19 protein-coding genes are annotated in these 19263 nt (G+C 65.1%); 12 read left to right on the forward strand and 7 right to left on the reverse strand.

Annotation, left to right across the window (positions count from 1 at the left end):
- The first annotated feature begins 138 nt into the window (after positions 1–138).
- Together ACR9YP_RS14230 and ACR9YP_RS14235 are read left to right on the forward strand one after the other, a co-directional pair.
- A complete protein-coding gene (locus ACR9YP_RS14230; RefSeq protein WP_438105949.1) occupies positions 139–933 on the forward strand; it encodes a DUF899 domain-containing protein in 795 nt (264 codons plus the stop codon).
- Positions 930–1211: a hypothetical protein gene (locus ACR9YP_RS14235; RefSeq protein ID WP_438105951.1), complete on the forward strand. Its 282-nt coding sequence runs from the start codon at positions 930–932 to the stop codon at positions 1209–1211. The genes ACR9YP_RS14230 and ACR9YP_RS14235 overlap by 4 nt, the downstream gene beginning before the upstream one ends.
- 68 nt (positions 1212–1279) lie before the next feature.
- On the opposite strand, the gene ACR9YP_RS14240 is transcribed toward ACR9YP_RS14235, so the two are convergent.
- Together ACR9YP_RS14240 and ACR9YP_RS14245 are read right to left on the reverse strand one after the other, a co-directional pair.
- Complete coding sequence (locus ACR9YP_RS14240) at positions 1280–1702, reverse strand: c-type cytochrome (protein WP_370989292.1); 423 nt, start codon at positions 1700–1702, stop codon at positions 1280–1282.
- A 111-nt stretch (positions 1703–1813) separates the two neighbouring features.
- Positions 1814–2530, reverse strand: a complete 717-nt coding sequence (locus ACR9YP_RS14245; RefSeq protein WP_438105953.1) for a L,D-transpeptidase — start codon at positions 2528–2530, stop codon at positions 1814–1816.
- A gap of 275 nt (positions 2531–2805) precedes the next feature.
- Here ACR9YP_RS14245 and ACR9YP_RS14250 point away from each other — a divergent pair, with 275 nt between their 5' ends.
- The 3 genes from ACR9YP_RS14250 to ACR9YP_RS14260 all read left to right on the forward strand — a co-directional run bounded on the left by ACR9YP_RS14250 (position 2806) and on the right by ACR9YP_RS14260 (position 5362).
- A complete protein-coding gene (locus ACR9YP_RS14250) occupies positions 2806–3858 on the forward strand; it encodes a glycosyltransferase family 4 protein (protein WP_474220178.1) in 1053 nt (350 codons plus the stop codon).
- Between the two features lie 33 nt (positions 3859–3891).
- Complete coding sequence (locus tag ACR9YP_RS14255; RefSeq protein WP_036003432.1) at positions 3892–4581, forward strand: class I SAM-dependent methyltransferase; 690 nt, start codon at positions 3892–3894, stop codon at positions 4579–4581.
- A 121-nt stretch (positions 4582–4702) separates the two neighbouring features.
- Positions 4703–5362, forward strand: a complete 660-nt coding sequence (locus ACR9YP_RS14260) for a hypothetical protein (RefSeq protein ID WP_370989295.1) — start codon at positions 4703–4705, stop codon at positions 5360–5362.
- Positions 5363–5634: 272 nt separating this feature from the next.
- Here ACR9YP_RS14260 and ACR9YP_RS14265 read toward each other — a convergent pair whose 3' ends face one another.
- Positions 5635–7299: an aminotransferase class III-fold pyridoxal phosphate-dependent enzyme gene (locus tag ACR9YP_RS14265; RefSeq protein WP_438105957.1), complete on the reverse strand. Its 1665-nt coding sequence runs from the start codon at positions 7297–7299 to the stop codon at positions 5635–5637.
- A 35-nt stretch (positions 7300–7334) separates the two neighbouring features.
- Between ACR9YP_RS14265 and asd the strand changes: the two genes are divergently transcribed.
- Entirely contained in the window at positions 7335–8198 is an 864-nt protein-coding gene (gene asd, locus ACR9YP_RS14270; RefSeq protein ID WP_474220179.1) for an archaetidylserine decarboxylase, read from the forward strand.
- A gap of 66 nt (positions 8199–8264) precedes the next feature.
- Positions 8265–8825: an NUDIX hydrolase gene (locus ACR9YP_RS14275; RefSeq protein WP_474220180.1), complete on the forward strand. Its 561-nt coding sequence runs from the start codon at positions 8265–8267 to the stop codon at positions 8823–8825.
- A 256-nt stretch (positions 8826–9081) separates the two neighbouring features.
- Here ACR9YP_RS14275 and ACR9YP_RS14280 read toward each other — a convergent pair whose 3' ends face one another.
- Together ACR9YP_RS14280 and ACR9YP_RS14285 are read right to left on the reverse strand one after the other, a co-directional pair.
- Complete coding sequence (locus ACR9YP_RS14280) at positions 9082–10527, reverse strand: FecR family protein (RefSeq protein ID WP_474220181.1); 1446 nt, start codon at positions 10525–10527, stop codon at positions 9082–9084.
- A gap of 244 nt (positions 10528–10771) precedes the next feature.
- The gene (locus ACR9YP_RS14285; protein ID WP_474220182.1) at positions 10772–11554 is read right to left on the reverse strand and encodes a DUF2147 domain-containing protein; all 783 of its coding nucleotides are present in this window, start codon (positions 11552–11554) and stop codon (positions 10772–10774) included.
- A gap of 194 nt (positions 11555–11748) precedes the next feature.
- Between ACR9YP_RS14285 and ACR9YP_RS14290 the strand changes: the two genes are divergently transcribed.
- Complete coding sequence (locus tag ACR9YP_RS14290; protein WP_474220183.1) at positions 11749–12618, forward strand: DUF2147 domain-containing protein; 870 nt, start codon at positions 11749–11751, stop codon at positions 12616–12618.
- A gap of 472 nt (positions 12619–13090) precedes the next feature.
- On the forward strand, positions 13091–14302 hold the full coding sequence (locus ACR9YP_RS14295) for an extensin-like domain-containing protein (RefSeq protein WP_438105964.1): 1212 nt from the start codon (positions 13091–13093) through the stop codon (positions 14300–14302).
- A gap of 111 nt (positions 14303–14413) precedes the next feature.
- On the opposite strand, the gene ACR9YP_RS14300 is transcribed toward ACR9YP_RS14295, so the two are convergent.
- Together ACR9YP_RS14300 and ACR9YP_RS14305 are read right to left on the reverse strand one after the other, a co-directional pair.
- Positions 14414–14755 carry a DUF6665 family protein gene (locus tag ACR9YP_RS14300; RefSeq protein WP_438105965.1) on the reverse strand — a complete coding sequence of 114 codons (342 nt, stop codon included), beginning with the start codon at positions 14753–14755 and terminating at the stop codon, positions 14414–14416.
- 54 nt (positions 14756–14809) lie between these two features.
- Positions 14810–15442: a TetR/AcrR family transcriptional regulator gene (locus tag ACR9YP_RS14305; RefSeq protein WP_091879267.1), complete on the reverse strand. Its 633-nt coding sequence runs from the start codon at positions 15440–15442 to the stop codon at positions 14810–14812.
- 197 nt (positions 15443–15639) lie between these two features.
- On the opposite strand from ACR9YP_RS14305, the gene ACR9YP_RS14310 reads away from it, so the two are divergent.
- From ACR9YP_RS14310 to ACR9YP_RS14320, 3 genes are all read left to right on the forward strand, one after another.
- Complete coding sequence (locus ACR9YP_RS14310) at positions 15640–16956, forward strand: HlyD family efflux transporter periplasmic adaptor subunit (protein WP_438105967.1); 1317 nt, start codon at positions 15640–15642, stop codon at positions 16954–16956.
- Positions 16957–17167: 211 nt separating this feature from the next.
- On the forward strand, positions 17168–18751 hold the full coding sequence (locus tag ACR9YP_RS14315; protein ID WP_370989305.1) for a DHA2 family efflux MFS transporter permease subunit: 1584 nt from the start codon (positions 17168–17170) through the stop codon (positions 18749–18751).
- 309 nt (positions 18752–19060) lie between these two features.
- Complete coding sequence (locus ACR9YP_RS14320; RefSeq protein ID WP_164940314.1) at positions 19061–19225, forward strand: hypothetical protein; 165 nt, start codon at positions 19061–19063, stop codon at positions 19223–19225.
- Positions 19226–19263 lie beyond the last annotated feature (38 nt).

The following is a 19263-nucleotide window of genomic DNA, read 5'->3' on the forward strand; positions in this document are numbered from 1 at the left end:
ACACTTGTTACTCCCACCGCGCAACCGTCCGGTGCCAGAAACAGTTTACGACCGACGATGTGCGGTGAGGGGCGAGCTGTTCCGCGTCTGTCATGACGCGACGCGGAATGACCGCCCAGGCAAGAGGTTTGGAGAGCCATGATGACATCAGTTGAAAACGCAGGGAATACTGGACATTCCGCCATGCAAACACCGCCGGTGGTGTCGCCGCAGGACTGGGAGGCAGCTCGTCTGCAACTGCTCGTGAAGGAAAAGGCGCATACCCGTGCCCGCGATGCCCTGGCCGCCGAGCGGCGGCGTATGCCGTGGATGGCAGTGGACAAAACCTATGCGTTCGAGAGCCCCGGCGGCAAGGTCATTCTGGTCGACCTATTCCAGGGCCGGCGGCAATTGATCGTCTACCGGGCCTTCTTCGAGCCGGGGGTGTTCGGCTGGCCCGATCATGCCTGCCGGGGTTGCTCCATGGTCGCCGACCAGGTCGCCCATGTCGCGCATCTCAACGCCCGCGACACCACCCTCGTCTTCGCTTCGCGCGCGCCTCAGGCCGATATCGCACGGCTGAAGAAGCGGATGGGCTGGACCATGCCCTGGGTCACCATCACCGACAGCTTCGACGCCGATTTCGGCGTCGACGAATGGCACGGGACCAACGTGTTCTACCGTGACGGCGACCGTGTCTTCCGCACCTATTTCGTCAAGAGCCGGGGCGACGAGCAGATGGGCGGTACCTGGAACTATCTCGACATCACGCCGCTCGGCCGGCAGGAGGTCTGGGAGGATTCGCCGAAGGGCTATCCGCAGACGCCGACCTACAAATGGTGGAATTGGCACGACAGCTACACGGAAGGTGCGGCGCCCGACAAGAAGTGGGTCGAGATCTCGGACGCCGGCGAGAAAGCATTTCGCGAGGAGGCCGCGGGAGAAAGGAAATGACCTCTCCCGTCAGCGCGGCCGCCAGCGTCAACCGCGACAGCGTCGCGGCCGCGCGTCACCTCGCCAGATGGCTGGGGCTGGCGGCCACGCCGACCTTCGCGATCATGGCCCTGCTGACCGCCGTGCTCGGCGGCGGTCACGCGGACATGATCTGCTCCGCCGGACAGGGATCGGTGCTCGCCGGCATGGTGCCGATGTATCTGTTGATGAGCGCGTTTCATTCCGCGGCGTGGTTTAGGTTGATTGCGGAGCGAAGGCGCGGGGGCGAGCCATCCTGAAGGAGCCGGCCAACGGCGAGCGTCTCGAAGGATGCGCCACACCAAAATGGCGCGGTGTGTCCGGCCTCTTATTGCGAGCCGCCCGCCGCCTGCAGATAGGCAACCACCTTGGCCGCTTCCTCCGCCGAGATGCCGCCATAGGGCTGCATCTTGTGGCCGGACACGACCTCGTCCGGCTTGACCATGAAGCGGGTGAGCTTGTCCTGGTCCCAGACGAAGCCGGCTTCCTTCATTGACGACGAGTAATTGTAGTTCGGCAGCGAGCCGGCCTTGCGTCCGACGATCTTGTTGAGATTGGGTCCGAGGCGATTGTCGCCCTCTTTCACGGAGTGGCAGGTGCGGCAGGAATTGTTGAAGGCCTGGTGGGCCGCGTCGTCGCTCGCCGGCTGCTGCGCGAACGAGAGGAGGGGTGGTGACAGGAGCAGCGTCAGTGCCCCGGTGCCGATCGCGCGCAGCCAGGCGCTTGACGAACGTTGCAGGCGTGCTTGCATCTGCGCCTCCATCGGGGATCGCGCCACAGCAAGCGCGCTTCGGGATGTCGAGGGCAAACGAAAACGGCCCCGGTGGGTTCCGTGGCCGTTTGCGTCACAATGTCCTGTCGCTCAGCGCGTCGCAGCTCCGAGTTCCGCTCGCCGCTCCGTCATCGGCAGCACGATCACCTTGGTGCCGACGTTGACGCGGGCGTAGAGGTCGGTGACGTCGTCGTTGGTCATGCGGATGCAGCCGGAGGAGACGTGCTTGCCGATGGTCTCGGGCGCGTTGGTGCCGTGGATGCGATAGATGGTGCTGCCGAGATACATGGCGCGGGCTCCCAACGGATTGCCGGGGCCGCCGGCCATGTGGCGCGGCAGATAGGGCTGGCGGGCGATCATTTCCGCCGGCGGAGTCCAGGCCGGCCATTCGGCCTTCCGGCTCACCGACTGGATGCCGGACCAAGTGAAGCCGTCGCGGCCAACGCCGATGCCGTAGCGCAGCGCCTGGCCGTTGCCGAGCACGTAATAAAGATAGGTGTTGGGCGTATCGATGATGATGGTGCCCGGCGCCTCGCGCGTTGCATAGGAAACGGTTTGGCGGCGGAAGCGGGCCGGCATCTCGACCGCGTCCTGATCCTCGGACGGCGCGGCCTGATAAGGCGTCGTCTGGTAGGGCTGATAGGGCTGAAGCGGCTGCGGCGCGGTCATCGGCGGCAGCGGCTGGAAGAAGGGGAAGAGCTGCACCGGCGCGGCGTTGGCTGCACCTGCGAACGCGAATGCGGAGATCGCCACTGCGCCAAAAGCAACGGCGCGCGAATAATTCTTGAACGTGTCCAGATTGAACATTGATCGCCCCTGTTTGCTCGGTGTTTTTGCTCACCGCGGCACCGCTACCGGTGCTCCGTTGGGTAGATCACTTAACGGCAAAACGTTTCGGGACATTTGCGCGGAAAACCGAAAACGGTTTCACGGCGGCAAGGATTGTTTCATGACAGTTTCGTGGCTGCGTGGACCCGTTAACGAACAAAACAGTGGGCCGACACTTCTGTGACGTCATACGCCTGAAATATCCTTCGTTGATGGTCGGAAACCGAGAATCATCAAACTCTCGGGATTTTCCCATGCGGGTATTAATCGCGACCGACGCCTGGCATCCGCAGGTCAACGGTGTGGTGCGGACGCTGACCTCGCTGGCGAACGCGGCCAAGGCTCTCGATGTCGAGATCGACTTTCTGACCCCGGACGGCTTTCCGTCATGGCCGCTGCCGACCTATCCAGGCCTGCGCATCGCGCTGCCTACGGGTAAGGAGATCGCGCGGCGGATCGAGAAGGCCGCGCCGGAAGCGCTGCACATCGCGACCGAGGGCCCGATCGGCTGGGCCGCGCGGGCCTATTGCCGGCGTAACCGGCTCGCCTTCACCACCTCCTATACGACGCGCTTTCCCGAATATGTCTCGGTGCGGACCGGCATCCCCGCGAGTGTCGGTTATGCCGTGCTGCGCCACTTCCACGATGCCGCCGCCATGACCATGGTGGCGACGCCCTCGCTGCGGCAGGAACTGTCCGAACGCGGCTTCAAGCGCCTGGGCTTCTGGACGCGCGGCGTCAACACCGAGCTGTTCCATCCCGACAGCCCGGCAGCTCTCGACCTGCCGCGTCCGATCTTCATGACGATGGGCCGCGTGGCGGTGGAGAAGAATCTCGAAGCCTTCCTTTCGCTCGATCTGCCCGGCACCAAGGTCGTCGTCGGCGACGGCCCGCAGAAGGCCGCGCTGGAAAAGAAATACCCCGGCGCCGTCTTCCTCGGCGAGAAGAAGGGGGCGGATCTCACTGCGCATCTCGCCGCGGCCGACGTCTTCGTGTTTCCGAGCCTGACCGACACTTTCGGCGTGGTGCAACTGGAAGCGCTCGCCTGCGGCACGCCGGTTGCGGCGTTTCCGGTGACGGGACCAAAGGACGTCATCGCCGATCACCCGATCGGCGCGATCGACCATGATCTGCGCAACGCGTGCCTGCGCGCGCTCACGATGTCGCGCGAGACCTGCCGCAACTTCGCGCTGGAGCGCTCCTGGGAGAACAGCGCGCGCCAGTTCGTCGGCAATCTCACCTCACTTCAGCCCAGTCGCGTCTTGCGCGCCTCGCCTCGCATGGCGCGGCGGCCGGTGCGCGGCTGATCTTTTATTTGAACCACAGCGAGAACCTCATCGATGGCTAAGATCATGAACCTTGACGGCACCCAGCAACTCGACCTCACCCGCGGCACGGTCGAGCAGGCCTATGACCGTTGGGCGCCGGTCTACGACCTCGTGTTCGGCGGCGTGTTCGCCAAGGGCCGGCAGGCCGCGATTGCGGCCACCAACAAGATCGGCGGCCGGGTGCTCGAGGTCGGCGTCGGTACCGGCATCTCGCTGCCGCTCTATGCGCCGAACCTGCGCATCTTCGGCACCGACATCTCGGAAGCGATGCTCGACAAGGCGCGCCGCCGCGTGACGGAGCAGAAGCTGAAGAACGTCGAGGGTCTCGCGGTGATGGACGCCGAGAAGCTCGAATTCCCCGACAATTCCTTCGACGTGGTGATGGCGCAATATGTCGTCACCGCCGTGCCGAATCCGGAAAAGGCGCTCGACGAATTCGCCCGCGTGCTGCGCCCGGGCGGCGAGCTGATCATCCTCACTCGCGTCAGCGCCGATACCGGCATGCGCCGCTTCATCGAGCAGAAGCTCCAGCCGGTGGTGCGTCCGCTCGGCTTCCGCACCGCCGAGTTCGCCTGGTCGCGCTACGCGAAATGGCTGGCCGGCGCCCACGGCATCGAGCTCGCCGAGCGCCGTCTGATCCCGCCGCTCGGGCACTTCTCGCTGGTGCGCTTCCGCAAGGTCGACGTCGCCAAGGCGGCGTGAGCTTACGCGTCCGCGTGCGTCATCGCGCCGCTGCACATCGTCACATGACAAAATGATGATGTCACACGGCGTACATCGAATCCCTTTAAATCCTGTACCCGAAAGCATTTTGGGGAAGAGCATGATCAAGAATTATCTCGAGCAGCTGCGCATCCAGCGCTGGGACGACCATCGCTACTATCATCACAGCCGCATCAATCAGAGCCTGCACTTCGTCAGCGCGCTGAGCTTCCTCTTTGCCTATGTCTGGCTGTTCATCGATCCCGTGGTCTCCGGGCTGGTCGGCTGGCTGGTCTCGATGACCTCGCGCCAGGCCGGTCACTTCTTCTTCGAGCCGCACGATTACGACCACATCAACCAGGCGACGCACGAGTACAAGGAAGAGATCAAGGTCGGCTACAACCTTCAGCGCAAGGTGGTGCTGATGGCGATCTGGGCGCTCTCGCCGCTGGTGCTGGTCGCCGATCCCACGCTGTTCGGCCTGTTCACGCCCTGGGCGAGCGCGACCGATTTCATGCGTCAGGTGGCGAAGATCTGGCTCGTGGTCGGCGGCGGCGGCCTCTTGTTCCGCACCGTGCACCTGTTCTTCATCCGTGACATCGAGACCGGCCTCGTCTGGATGACCAAGATCCTGACCGACCCCTTCCACGATTTGATGCTCTATCACAAGGCCCCGCTGGCGCTGATGCGCGGCGAGCTGATGGACCCTGGCCTGCACCTCAACCCCGAGCACACGCTGGGCCTCATCGGCGAGCCCACGCTCGAAGAGCAGCACGCCTGAGCGCGCTGCGCACATCCAATACTCAGATGTCGATTGGTTGCGTCATGCCCGGGCTCGTCCCGGGCATCCACGTCTTGGGGGCTTCTTCGCCTCTCCCCGCGTGCGGGGAGAGGCCGGAGCGCATCGCAGATGCGGTCCGGGTGAGGGGGGCTCTCCACGGGGGCGCTGCGAGCGGGGTGTTCGTCAACTCTCACCGAGCTCGCGGAGACTCCCCCTCACCCCGACGCTCTCCGCGCGAGCGGGTAGAGGGAGCGAGGCAGCGGTGCTTGGCCTCAGCGCCCAAAACGCTTGGCCAGCATCTCTTTCAGGATCTGCCGCTTGATGTTCTTGTTGGTGAGCGCGCCGTCGTGCCACCAGAAGCCGTCGGCCTTCATCTTCTGCGCCGCGCGGACGAAGCGCTCGGCGACCTCGGTGAAGTCGGCGTCGGTGTAGTTGAGGCTGAAGATCAGCCGTCCGGTGCCGACCCAGCTCAGCGCCAGGCCCTCGGCACGCAGGTAGTATTGCAGCATCCAGTTGTAGCGGGACGGCGTGGTGTATTTCACCGTCCAGATCGAGGAGAAGTTGGCGAACCGCACCGGCAGGCCGGCATCGGTCATCATCCGGTTGAGCTTCTGGACGCGGCCGTTCCAGGTCTCCTCCAGCCCATCGTAGATGGCGCGGAAGTTGGGGCTGGCGAGACGGCTCAAGAACTCGTCCATCGCCGTCATGACGTAGGGATGCGAGTTGAAGGTGCCGCGGGCAAAGCAGATGTCGGCGGGGCGATCGTCACGGAAGCGGCGCATCAATTCGCGTTTGCCGCAGACCACGCCGACCGGCAGACCGCCGGCGAGACTCTTGCCATAGGTCACCAGGTCGGCGCGCACGCCGAAATATTCCTGGGCGCCGCCGGCGGCGAGACGGAAGCCGACGAACACCTCGTCGAAGATCAGCGCGATGCCGCGCTCGGTGCAGACCTCGCGCAGCTTCTTCAACCATTCGGTGTAGGCCGCACGATCGAAATTGCCGCCGCGGGAGGAATCGACCAGGGAGGAATCGCCGGGCGCATTCGCGTTCGGATGCAGGCCCTGGAGCGGGTTGACCAGCACGCAGGCGATGTCCTTGCGGGTGCGCAGCACGTGCAGCGTCTTCTCCGACATCTCGGCGAGGGTGTAGGTCTCGTGCGCAGGAATCGGATTGCCGACGCCGGGCTGCACGTCGCCCCACCAGCCATGATAGGCGCCGGCGAAGCGAACGAGATGCGTGCGCTTGGTGTGGTAGCGCGCGAGCCGCACCGCCTGCATCACCGCTTCGGTGCCGGACATGTGGAACGAGACCTCGTCGAGGCCGGAGATCTGGCAGAGCCGCTGCACGTTCTCGAGGATGACGGGATGGTAGGGGCCGAGCACCGGTCCGAGCGCGTGTGCGCGCTTCTCGGCGCCCTCGATGCACTCCTTGTAGAAGTCGTTGCCGAAGATGTTGACGCCGTAGGATCCCGTGAGATCGTAGGACGCGTTGCCGTCGACATCGGTGACGGTGACGCCGCGCGAGGATTCCATGAAGGTCGAGGTGCCCAGATGCTCGCGGACGAGGCGCGAGAACTGGAACGGCACGCGATAGCTCTCGGTGAAGTTCAGGTCGGAGATCGTCTCTGCCGCTTCCTTCGTCATCGCGCGGCCCTTGGGGTAGCGCTCGGCGTAAAGCCTGGCGAGGCGGAAGAAGGCGTCCTTGCGCTGCTTCACCACGTTCGCAGGCGCGCCGTCGCAGCCGAAATAACGGTCACCGCTAAACTCGTAGAACGGGAGCAGCCGCGCCACCCGGCGCGACATCTTGGAGTGCCCGGCGAGCGAGCGGTGCTTGGCGCGGGAGAGCTCGATGCGCGCCTTGAGCTTCGGGAAGGCGGCGGCAGCGGACGCTGCGGCGGCCACGGACATCGAGAGAATCGGGAGTGTCGTTTCCATGACAACAAGCGCTAATACTGCGAGCTGACAGATTCATGACAGTCAAAGCCCTCATCGCCTCTTTCACCCAGCAGGAAGACCTCAACTTCCTGTTGACCAACCGTATCCCGCGTGCGGCCTTGACCCGCTTCATGGGCTGGTTCTCCAAGATCGAGAACCCGCTGGTGCGGGACTTCTCGATCGCGCTGTGGAAGCTGTTCTCCGACCTCGATCTGTCGGAGGCGCGCAAAACCCACTTTCGGAGTTTGCACGACTGCTTCACCCGGGAGCTCAAGCCAGGCCTGCGTCCCTTTGATCCGGACGCTTCCATTGTCGCCAGCCCCTCGGACGGCATTGTCGGCGCCCATGGCCGGATCGCCGACACCGAGCTGTTTCAGGTCAAGGGCGCGCCTTATTCGCTGCTTGACCTCGTCGGCGATTCGGCGCTCGTCGACCAGCACCGCAACGGAAGTTTCGTCACGCTGCGGCTGACCTCGAGCATGTATCACCGTTTCCACGCGCCCTATGACGCGCATATCGAGCGTGTCACGCTGATCCATGGCGACGTCTGGAACGTCAACCCGATCGCCTTGAAGCGGGTCGAGCGGCTGTTCTGCAAGAACGAGCGCGCGGTGATCCGCACGCATTTGTCGACTGGCGAAGCCGTGACGCTGGTGCCGGTGGCGGCGATCCTGGTCGCGAGCATCCGCCTGCACTTTCTCAACATGGTGCTGAACGCGCAGACCCGCGGGCCGGTCAATTTCCCCTGCGACGTCAACGTGACCAAAGGCGAGGAACTCGGCTGGTTCGAGCACGGCTCGACCATCATCATCCTGGCGCCCGGCGATTTCACGTTCTGCGATGGCATCGCGGAGGGCACACGCATTCGCGCAGGCCAAGCGCTGCTGAAAAGAAAGTAGCCTTCAATCCGCCGCGCCCGCCGCCTATATCGTCAGCGGGGCGGTTCGACCGATACGGATTTGGTGATGGCGCGGGCGCCGGTGATGGCGGCGGGTGGTATCGTGCTGCGGTGTGGTTCGACGCCGCTGATTGCAGTCGTGCGCCAGCGCAAGCGCAATGAATGGGTCTTGCCCAAGGGCAAGCTCGACGACGGCGAGACGCCCAAGGAAGCCGCGCACCGCGAGGTGCTGGAGGAGACCGGCCACGATGTCGCCGTACACGAATTTCTGGGCACGCTCGTTTATCAGTCCGGCGGGCGCTCCAAGGTCGTGCATTTCTGGCGGATGGAGGCTGACGGTGGGCCGGTCCGCAAACTGATGAATGACATCAAGGCGGTCGACTGGCTGACGCTGGACGATGCGATCGCCCGCCTCTCGCGCGAGTATGAGCGCGCGTTCCTGACACACGTTGGTCCGATCGCGCTCGCGACTGCGGCGCTGGCGGCCGCTCCCGAGCCGACGCCGCCTGTGCCCGACGGTATCGATGCGGCCCTGCAGACGCTGACGCCAGCCGAAGCCGCCTCGGTCGATGAATTGCGGCATGGTTTGTTGCAGAAGGTGAAGGCATGGCTCCGCGGCGACGCATGAACGCGTGCCGCGTGCTGAGCAAAATGGCACCTGCGAGTTAGTGTGGTTGCGGTAACGCCAGCTCGTTCCAACTCGTCATTGCGAGCGCAGCGAAGCAATCCAGAAACTTTCCGCGGAGGGACTCTGGATTGCTTCGTCGCAAGGGCTCCTCGCAATGACGGGGAGGCGGCGGAGCGGGCTTCTTTCGCACGATTTCCTCAGAACCGCCGCCGCGCTGACGATGCAGCTTCGCGCACACGAAGGGGAGAAGGAAGAGTCACCGCCGCTCCTTCTCCTTCGGCGCCGGTTTGCGCGGCGCTGCGGGGCGTTGCGCGCCAGGGAGGCGCTGCTGGAAGCCGCCTTGGCGCTGAATGCCGCCGGGCTGTTGGGCCGCAGGTGGCTGTGCTGGCTGACCGGGCCGCAGTCCCGTGCGCGGAGCTTGCGGCTGCGTCTGCTGTACGCCACCGGGCTGCATGCCTTGCCCGGTGCGTGGCGCTCCTGGCGGCCGACCCGCGCCTTGCTGCTGGCCTTGATGTTGCGGTCCCTGTTGCTGCTCGCCTTGTCGCTGTTGCCCCTGACCCGCGCGCTGGCCGCCCGGCTGTACCGCGCCGCCCTGGCCCTGCCGCTGCGGTGGCTGCGCGCCTTGCCGGCCCGGTGTGCCCGGTTGCTGCTGACCCGGACGGTTGTTCTGGCCGGGCTGGCCGTTCGGCCTCTGCGGCTGCTGGCTTGGCGGCGTGGTCGGCCGCAATTGCTGCTGTTGCGGCTGGAGCGGTCGCGGAATGCGGCTGAGCGCACCGGGATTGGCGCGGCGGAAGTCGCGCTGCTCGGTGACGATCTGCCGGCCCGTGGTCTGCGCCAGATGCACCTGGCTGACGAAGCCGCGGTCGCGCGCGATCTGCTGCGGCGGAATCGTGATCGGCACCGCGGCAAAGCGCATGACGCCGCCCGCGCCGCCTGCACCCGGCCGGATCGCAAAGCCGCTCGCTGCTTGCGTCAGCGCGCCGAGCCGCGTGCCGCTTGTGCGGTCGTCGACGTCGATGTGCCCGACCCGGCCGTCTGCGTCGGGATAGAGCTTGATGTTGACATTGCTCGACCTGTTCGCCGCCGCGCCTTCCGGCACATCGACGACGCCGGTGGTGCCGCGGATGCCGAGCGTCGCGGTCGGCGTCGTGATCTTCATGTCGCCGGTCTTCGCCACCGCTGCGGCAACGAAAGCCACCGTGCCCTTGCCGACGTCGAAGATCGCGGCGTTCTGCTTGCCGCCGTCCTCATAGACGTAATTGTCGATGGTGATCCTGGCGCTGGCCGAGAGGTTGAACGTGGTGGCGTCGTTGAAGGTGATGCCGAGCGAGGAGTTCGACGAGGTCTGCACGACGTCGTTGAGATAGATGTCGTCGCGCACGCGCAGCGGATACGAGTTCTTGTCGCGGATCACGGTCGCGATCCCCGTCACGGTCGCGACGTTGCCGATCGGCTCGACGGCGGCGGGCTGCGCGTCTGTCGCGGGGCTAGGTGAGGCCGACGGCGTCGGGGAGGGTGCGGGTATCGGCTGTGCTTGCGGCTGCGCCTGCGCAAGCTCCATTGCATCGGATGCGAACGCCACGCCCGCGCCGGCCAGCGGCAAGGCCAGCAGGGCGAGCGCAAACACGAAGCGGCGCCAGGCTGCCAATGAAGTCACGAGGAGATCCCGGTGAGAACGCGAGGTGAGAGCTGCGGATTTCATCCGGGGACAGCTGAATGGCGGATGAACATGTGTGGCAGGGGGGAGCGAATGCTCGAACGTCGTGTCCACAAGACCAGGTCGCGAGCAATGCCAGTGTTATGGGCTCCGGCATCTCCTCACCGTCATGGCCGGGCTTGTCCCGGCCATCCACGTGCTGGCGCGCGGTTCGAAGAACGTGGATGCCCGGGACAAGCCAGGGCATGACGATGACTTGTGCTTGCCTGTCGATGTGACGCCTTCAGCGTCAGCTCACGCGCTTCCAGGTCTGACCGCCACAGAACATGCCGCCGAAGGCGCAGCCCTGCACGCGCATCGCATTCGGGCCCTTCATCGCGATGGTCGAGTCGTAATTGCGGCCGGAGTCGGGATCGTGGATGCGGCCGCTCCATTTCGAGCCTTCGGGCTTCATGTTGATCAGGATACGCGCGTTGGTCTTCTCGGCGTAACCACAGAGATTGGGACCGCACTGCTCGACACGCACATTGCCCTTGTTCTCTTCGGTCGCCCACACGCCGATCGGCGAGTTCGGTGCCGCCACAGGCGCTGCGGCAGCCGGAGCCGGGGCCGGCGCGGGAGCAGCAGCGACGGGAGCGGGCGCGGCAACGGGAGCAGGCGCGGTAACAGGCGTATTGTCGACGCCGACGGACGGAGCGGCGGCAACGCTCGCGGCGGGGGCTGTGGGGGCGGCAATGGCGGGCGCAGCCGCCTGGACCGGCGCCTGCGGCACGGGCTGCTGCTGCACCGGAGTCGGCGCGGGCTGTGCAGTCGTGTTCGCCGGAGCCGGCGTGGTGTCGACGTCATCGTCGTTGGAGCCGCCAAGGCCCTTGAGGTTGATGTTGTTCAGCTTGATCGGCTTGTCCGACAGGCCCGGCGCGACGATGGTCACGCAATTGAGCGAGGCGCAGTTGCGCGGCGTCTCGATGCGGATGTGCTGGCCTTCGATCTGGAACGAGATCGAATTGCCGGCATGCGCGGCGGCGGTCGAAGCGAGGAAGAGCGCCGTGGTGGCGATGGCCAGCTTGTTCATGACAACCTCCGAAAATGGCCTGGTCCCGGTATGGACTGATGTCGCTGGTGACTGAGCGTGGTTCGACCCTACGCCGGGACCGTCCTATCTTCCGTGATGAACGTCACGCCGGCTTGCGGCGGCTTGCGTGAGCCGGCGCACATTCGGCCAACCTTCATCCGGGTAACCTCGCCGCGACACGGAGGGAGGCGTCGATGCAGCGGCTTGCGACTTCGCTTGGCACATTGATCGCCTTGATGGCGGTTGCGCCCGCCGCCCAGGCCGGTTCCTATTCGTTTTCGATCGGCGGCCACCGGTTTCATGTCGAGGCACCGCGCAGTTGCCGATCTGCTTCCTGTGTTTCGATGTCCAGTCGCAGCCTCCGGCCGACAGAAGCCGTCAGCACAGCACCGGTCTCGCAGCCGGCGCCCGCGCCGATGGTCCAGGCACCGCAGCCGGTTTGTCCGGCGGCGTCGGTCCGGCCTGCACAAGCGACTGCGGTCGTGCCGCCACCAGCGCCTCCCGTCCTTGCCGCGACGACGTCGCAGCCCGTTGTGTTGCCGCCGGCGCCAAAACTCGAGGCGTCGGGCCTCAATCCGCCGCGGGTTGATTTGCAGCGCGTAGACCCGCCGAAGACTGTTGCGCTCGATCCGCCGCGCATCGAGCCGCCGGTCATCGTCCCGAGGCCCGACATCAAGCAGACCGCAACACTCGCACAGCGCAGCGACGACGAGGGCTATACGCCGCTCGGCGAATGGGAGAGCGCCGGCGCCAACGGCACCGTCCGCATCGAACGCTGCGGACCGGCACTGTGCGGCTACGCGCTGACCGAAGCCTCAAACCGAGGCGAGAGCGTTCTCGTCAACATGAAGCCGAAATCGCACGACGTCTGGACCGGCAGCATCTATAGCCGCTCCAGCGGCAACACCTATTACGCGACGATGACGCTGAAGAGCTCCGGCAAGCTGCACGTCGAAGCCTGTGCGCTCGGCCGCTTCTTCTGCTCCGGCAACGACTGGACGCGTGTTGAGGAGCGGCAGGAGAAGGTGGTCACGACGTCGCAGCAGTGGGGTACGCGGTCGTAGCTCGTCGAGAGATGCGCATTGTTGTGCCCTCGCCCCTTGTGGGAGAGGGCAGCTCCGCTGGTCGACGCGGGCTCACTGGGGTGAGGGGTCTGTCTCCACCAGAAGCGCGCGAGGATAGAGACCCCTCATCCGGCGCTTCGCGCCACCTTCTCCCACAAGGGGAGAAGGGAAGAGAGACACCGTCTTACGTTTGAGCCGCTAAATCATGCCGAGCACGATGGCGCCGACGAAGGCCATGGCGAGGTACGCGGTGATAATGCTCAATCTGTCGGCGAACGTCATGAGATCGGTCCCGCTGTCGCGCCGCCTTGGGCGCGAGCTTTATGGTTAACAGAAAGTCTCTTGCCGAAAAAGGCAGTCTTGCTGTCGCTCAGCCCTGGCGGCATTTCGGCGCGCGCGGGCCGGCATGGTTAAAGAAGGCTGAAATCGACACGTTGAAGAGTCTTTAAGTAAATTCGCCGAACGTGCGTTCATGACGCGCGGAGTTCGTTTGTATCTCGTCGGCTCCATCGTCCTTGTTTCGCTAGCGGGTTGCGGACGCGGCTTCTTTCAGGCCGAACGCGAACCGTGGCGGGCCGAGGCGGAAGCGGCGTGCCTGAAATCGGGGGCGGTCAAGGAGAGTGCGGACATCGTCCGCATCGACCCGATCTCCGGCCCCGGCCAGTGCGGCGCCGAATTTCCGCTCAAGGTCGCCGCCATCGGCGAAGCCTCCAGCAGCTACGGCTTTGCCGACGAGGAACTGCGTCCGCCGGCGAACATCGGCAACCAGCCGCGCTGGCCGGTGACGCAGCCGCGATCGAACTATCCGCAGAGCCAGAATTATCCGGCCTCCTCCTATCCGCAGCGATCGAATTACCCCGAGAGCGCCGTGCAACAGCCTTCCGGCTATGGCAGCTCAACCGGTCCGATGTCGCTGAACGCGCCCGGCGTGGCGCCGCAGGAAGACGAGATCGACCTGCCTCCCGAGGGCACTGATGCGGCGGGTGCCGCGCGCTACATGAATGCGCCGAGCTATCCGGCGCGGCCGGCCGGTCCGGCACCTTACTCGCAGGCGCCCGCGCAGCAGCCGCTGCCGCGTCTTGGCCCGGCGCAGGGTAATCCCGTCACCGCCGTCGGTCCCGTTGCGATCAAGCCGACTGCGACGCTGGCCTGTCCGATCGTGTCCGAGCTCGACCGCTGGCTCGCCGACACCGTGCAGCCCTCGGCCATGCGCTGGTTCGGCGTCCGCGTCGCCGAGATCAAGCAGATCTCAGCCTATTCCTGCCGCGGCATGAACGGCAACTCGCGCGCCCACATCTCCGAGCACGCCTTCGGCAATGCGCTCGACATATCCGCCTTCGTGCTCGCCGACGGCCGCCGCGTCACGGTGAAGGACGGCTGGCGCGGCATGCCGGAAGAGCAGGGGTTTTTGCGCGACGTGCAGTCCGGTGCCTGCGCGCATTTCACCACGGTGCTCGCACCGGGCTCCAACGTCTATCACTACGATCACATCCACGTCGACCTGATGCGCCGCGCCAGCCGTCGCCTGATCTGCCAGCCCGCCGCCGTCTCCGGCGAAGAGGTCGCCGCGCGTGCGCAGTCACGCAGTCCGTATGCGAACGCGCGTGATCCTTCCGTGACTGGTTCGCTCGGCCGCAAGAGCACCGCGCACAAGCGCGAAGAGGACGACTACGCCGACGATTGAGGCCTGCAGAACCCTGTAGCCCGGATGGAGCGAAGCGCAATCCGGGACAGGTCTCCCCGCATTCTGCTTCGCTCCATGCGGGCTACGATGGGGCCGGACCGACTTAGCAAATCATTTCGACGCCGGCTTCGACGGCACGGGGACCAGCCCCATGCACTGCTGCACCTCGCCGGGGACGTTGTAGGTCCGCATGATATGGCGGCTGTCGCGCAAGCCGGACGCCTCCCGTTGCACCACGAACATCCAGAGCGCCTGGCCGGCTTCCGCGACCAGCCTGCGCCTCGCCGGTTGCAGCGAGGCCGGCGTCTCCGAGAGCGCGTGGGCGGCGTCGAACTCGCGCAGACGCGTCAGCGTCTGTTCGAGCGCGCGACCCATCCGTCCAAGCGCCGAGGCCTGTTCCTGGACGATCTCATAATGGAGGATATCGACCGGCGGGCGAAGATCACGAGACATGGCCGCAATATAGGGCCGCGGCGCCGGCCTGCGCAACGCGCGGCCTGCTTGCCGTTACTTCCGGTACGCCGCCAGGAACATCCGCGTCGCGCTGTCGACCACCTCGGTCATCCGTTGTTCCGATGGCGCAGGCGCGGCCTGGAAGACGAAGGGCAGGAACAGTGAAGCCTTGCAGAGTTCCATGAATTGCGAGGCAGCAAGATCGCAATCGTCGATATCGAGGTCACCGGAGCCGACATGGGCTCTGAGATACTCGGAGAGGCGGTTGATGGTCTTGTCCAGCACCCGCCCATAGTAGCGGCGGCCGACATCGGGCATGCGCTCGGCGATCGCCATCACGGTGCGGATCGCCGATCCGCCGCCGGGGCGGCAGAGCAGATGGATGTAGGCCCGGCCGAACTCCTTCAGCGTGGTTTCGGCATCGCGCGCGGGATCGAAATTGAACACGACCTGGCCGTGCTGGAGCGCCTCCTCTTCGAGGATGGCTTCGAACAGCGCGCATTTGTCGGCGAAGTAGACATAGAGCGTGCCCTTTGAGACCTGCGCGGCGCGCGCGATCTCGCCCATGCTGGCCCCGTCGAAACCGAGCGCCATGAACACCTTGCGGGCACCGTCCAGGATCTGGCGGCGCTTGGAGCTGTCCTCCTCGTGGAGGACGTGCAGATGTTCGCTGGCAGCTACAACCATTGGTTTAGGATCTCGGAAGGTTTTGGATCGGGTCTGACACCATGAAACGCAAATATAAGGATTCGGGCCCGTAGGGTCCCGGACGGGAATATTATGTATATTGACCGAACGGTTCGGTCAATGGTATTTGAGGTGAGCGGGAGGGAACAGGCCGCACGACGGCCTGCCCTTGGTCGCGCTTTTTTGGGGAGGCCTTTATGGCCGTATCGAGAGACCAGGCTGCGCGCGTTCTTCGCCAGGAAGCGGTGGACGAGCAGACGGGCGGTGACGCTGCGACCGAGAAACCCGCCGTCCTGGCCGAGCAATTGCGCGCTCATGTGGCCGAGGAAACCAAGCGCCGCACCGCCGAGGTGGCCGAGAAGCCCGCACCCGACAGGGCGGCCCCGGCTGTACCTGCCGATAGCGCCGCTGCCGGCGCGCCCAGATCCGGCAAGCGCAAATTCGTCCTGATGGGCGTCGGCTTGCTGCTGGCGCTCGCGGTCGCGAGCTATGCCGGCTACTACACGCTGGTCGGTCGCTTCTACATCTCCACCGACGATGCCTATGTCCGCGCCAACAACACCATGCTCGGCGCGCGCGTCGCCGGTCACATCTCCTCGATACTCGCCGGCGATAACACGCCGGTTCGCGCCGGCGACGTCGTCTTCCGCATCGACGACGGCGACTACAAGATCGCGGTCGATGCCGCCGCGACCAAGATCGCGACCCAGCAGGCCACGATCGATCGCATCGGCCGCCAGGTTGCCGCGCTCGACAGCCAGGTCGCGCAGGCCAAGGCGCAGCTCGTCTCGGCTGAGGCGGGCCTCAAGCGCGCCGATCTCGATTATGAGCGTCAGCAGGCGCTGAGCAACAAGGGGTTTGCCTCGCGCGCCGTGTTCGAGAGCTCGGAAGCCGGACGCGATCAGGGCGCCGCCGCGGTCAAGGCTGCGCAGGCCGCCTACGACGTCGCCGTCAGCAATGTCGACGTCGCCAAGGCGCAGCAGGCCGAAGCGCAGGCGCAGCTCGCCGAGCTCAAGACCACGCTCGCCAAGGCCGAGCGCGACCTCAGCTTCACCGCCGTGCGCGCGCCGGTCGACGGCACGTTCTCCAATCGCCTGGTCAGCGCCGGCGACTTCGTTGCGGTCGGCCAGCGCCTCGGCAACATCGTGCCGCTCAACGATGTCTATATCGACGCCAATTTCAAGGAAACGCAGCTCAAGCGCATCCGTCCCGGCCAGCCGGTGACGATCAAGGTCGATGCCTACGGCATGCGCAAGTTCTCGGGCGTGGTCGACAGCATCGCGGCGGGCGCAGGCTCGGTGTTCACGCTGCTGCCGCCTGACAATGCCACCGGCAATTTCACCAAGATCGTGCAGCGCGTGCCGGTGCGCATCCGCGTGCCGAAGTCGGTGGCGAAGCAGAACCTGCTCCGCGCCGGCATGTCGGTCTACGCCACCGTCGACACCAACAAAGGCGCGGCCGACGCCGACAGCGAGGTCGATCTCGACGATCCCACCGCGATCCACCCGCAGTAGGATTGATCACTCATGACTCGCGACACTCTAGCTCCGAGTGCAGCTGCGCTCCCTCTCCCGCTTGCGGGAGAGGGAGGGGGAGAGGGTGCCTCCGCTAGGGAGACTCCCCAAGAGGATAGAGCCCTCACCCGCCGCGCTCTGCGAGCGCGTCGACCTCTCCCGCAAGCGGGAGAGGTGAAGAGAGCTCGCAGCTTGCATCTGAGCTGACACCATGGCCAACGCCACCACCGCTTCACCTGCCATGATCGCGGATCCCGCTTCGGAGCGCATCGCGCCGAAGCGGCTGTTTGCCTTCATCATCATGGTGTTCGGGATGTTCATGTCGATCCTGGACATCCAGATCGTCTCGGCCTCCCTGAGCGAGATCCAGGCCGGCCTGTCGGCGAGCTCCAGCGAAGTGTCCTGGGTGCAGACCGCCTATCTGATCGCCGAAGTCATCGCGATCCCGCTGTCGGGATTTCTGTCGCGCGCTTTCGGTACGCGGCTGTTGTTCGCGATCTCGGCCGCCGGCTTCACCTTCTCGAGCCTGCTCTGCGGCTTCGCCACCACGATCGAGGAGATGATCCTCTGGCGCGCGCTCCAGGGCTTTTTGGGCGCCGGCATGATTCCGACGGTGTTCGCCTCGGCCTATACCGTCTTCCCGCGCACGAAATTCCACATCGTCGGTCCCATCATCGGTCTCGTCGCTACGCTGGCCCCGACCATTGGGCCGACCGTCGGCGGCTACATCACCGACCTGATGTCGTGGAACTGGCTGTTCTTCATCAACGTCGTGCCCGGCATCAGCATCACCTTGGGCGTGCTGGCGCTGGTCGATTTCGACGAGCCGCATTTCGAGCTGCTCGACCGCTTCGACTGGTGGGGCCTGCTGTTCATGGCCGGCTTCCTCGGCACGCTGGAATATGTGCTGGAGGAAGGTCCGCAATATGAATGGCTGCAGGACACCTCGGTGGCGATCTGCGCCTGGATCTGCGCGATCTCGGCGATCGCCTTCTTCTGGCGCGTCTTCACGGCGGCCGAGCCGATCGTCAATTTGCGCACCTTCTCCAACCGCAACTTCGCGATCGGTTGCCTGCTGCAGTTCTGCATCGGTATCGGCCTCTACGGCCTGACCTATATCTATCCGCGCTATCTCGCCGAAGTGCGCGGCTACAGCGCGCTGATGATCGGCGAGACCATGTTCGTCTCCGGCATCACCATGTTCCTGGTCGCGCCGCTGGTCGGCCGTCTCATGGTGAAGTTCGACATGCGCTACATGATCGCGTTCGGCCTCGTCGTGTTCGCGATCGGCTCCTACCAGATGACCTGGATCACCCGCGACTACGATTTCTACGAGCTGCTGGTGCCGCAGATCCTGCGCGGCATCGGCATGATGTTCGCGATGGTGCCGACCAACAACATCGCGCTCGGCACGCTGGCGCCTGACAGGGTGAAGAACGCGAGCGGCCTGTTCAATTTGATGCGCAATCTCGGCGGCGCGGTCGGGCTCGCCATCATCAACACCGTGCTCAACGATCGCACCGATCTGCACATCACGCGCCTGCAGGAGCGCGTGACCTGGGGCAACGCGACCGCGACCGAAACCCTGACCATGTTCATGCAGAAATTCCAGGGGCTCGGCGATTCCACGCTGATGGCGATGAAGCAGCTCTCCCAACTCGTGCACCGCCAGGCCGTGGTGATGAGCTTCGGCGACGCCTTCTTCATGCTGACGCTGTTCTATCTCGGCCTCAGCCTGCTGGTCGGGTTGCTGAACAAGCCGGCCGCGATGACCGGCGGCGGCGACGCGCATTGACGCTATACATACTCGGTGTCATCGTCCGCCTTGTGCGCACTTGCGCACTGGGGCGGACGATCCAGTATCCCAGAGGCCGGCGTTGGAGAGTCCGCTCTCACCACATCCGCCGCGGCGTACTGGATGCCCCGGTCAAGCCGGGGCATGACAGTGGAGATTGAGGCGAGGGACGGTGCGCACCAAAGCGTCGCGGGCCAACGCTCCCGCACCAAATTGCAACACTCATCTGTGATCTCGCGCGAGCCCCGTTGCAAATCGCAAACGACACATCTATAAAGCGCACCTCATTCAATCGAACCGGGGAGAGATTTGCATGATTTCGTCGCATTCGCAGATCGCACGCCCGCGCTCGATGTTCTGGCTCGGTATGTGCTCGGCCTCGTAGGGGCCCTTTCCGCCAGCTTCGATTGGGCCAAGGTTTCGGCCAAGCGCCCCGATCGCTCCGCTTCCCAAGTCAAAGTCAGTTTTGAGTGACGCCGTTTCGGCCCTCGCGGCCGGCCTGCGTCCATCGA

The sequence above is a fragment of the Bradyrhizobium sp. BR14999 genome, assembly GCF_056106085.1.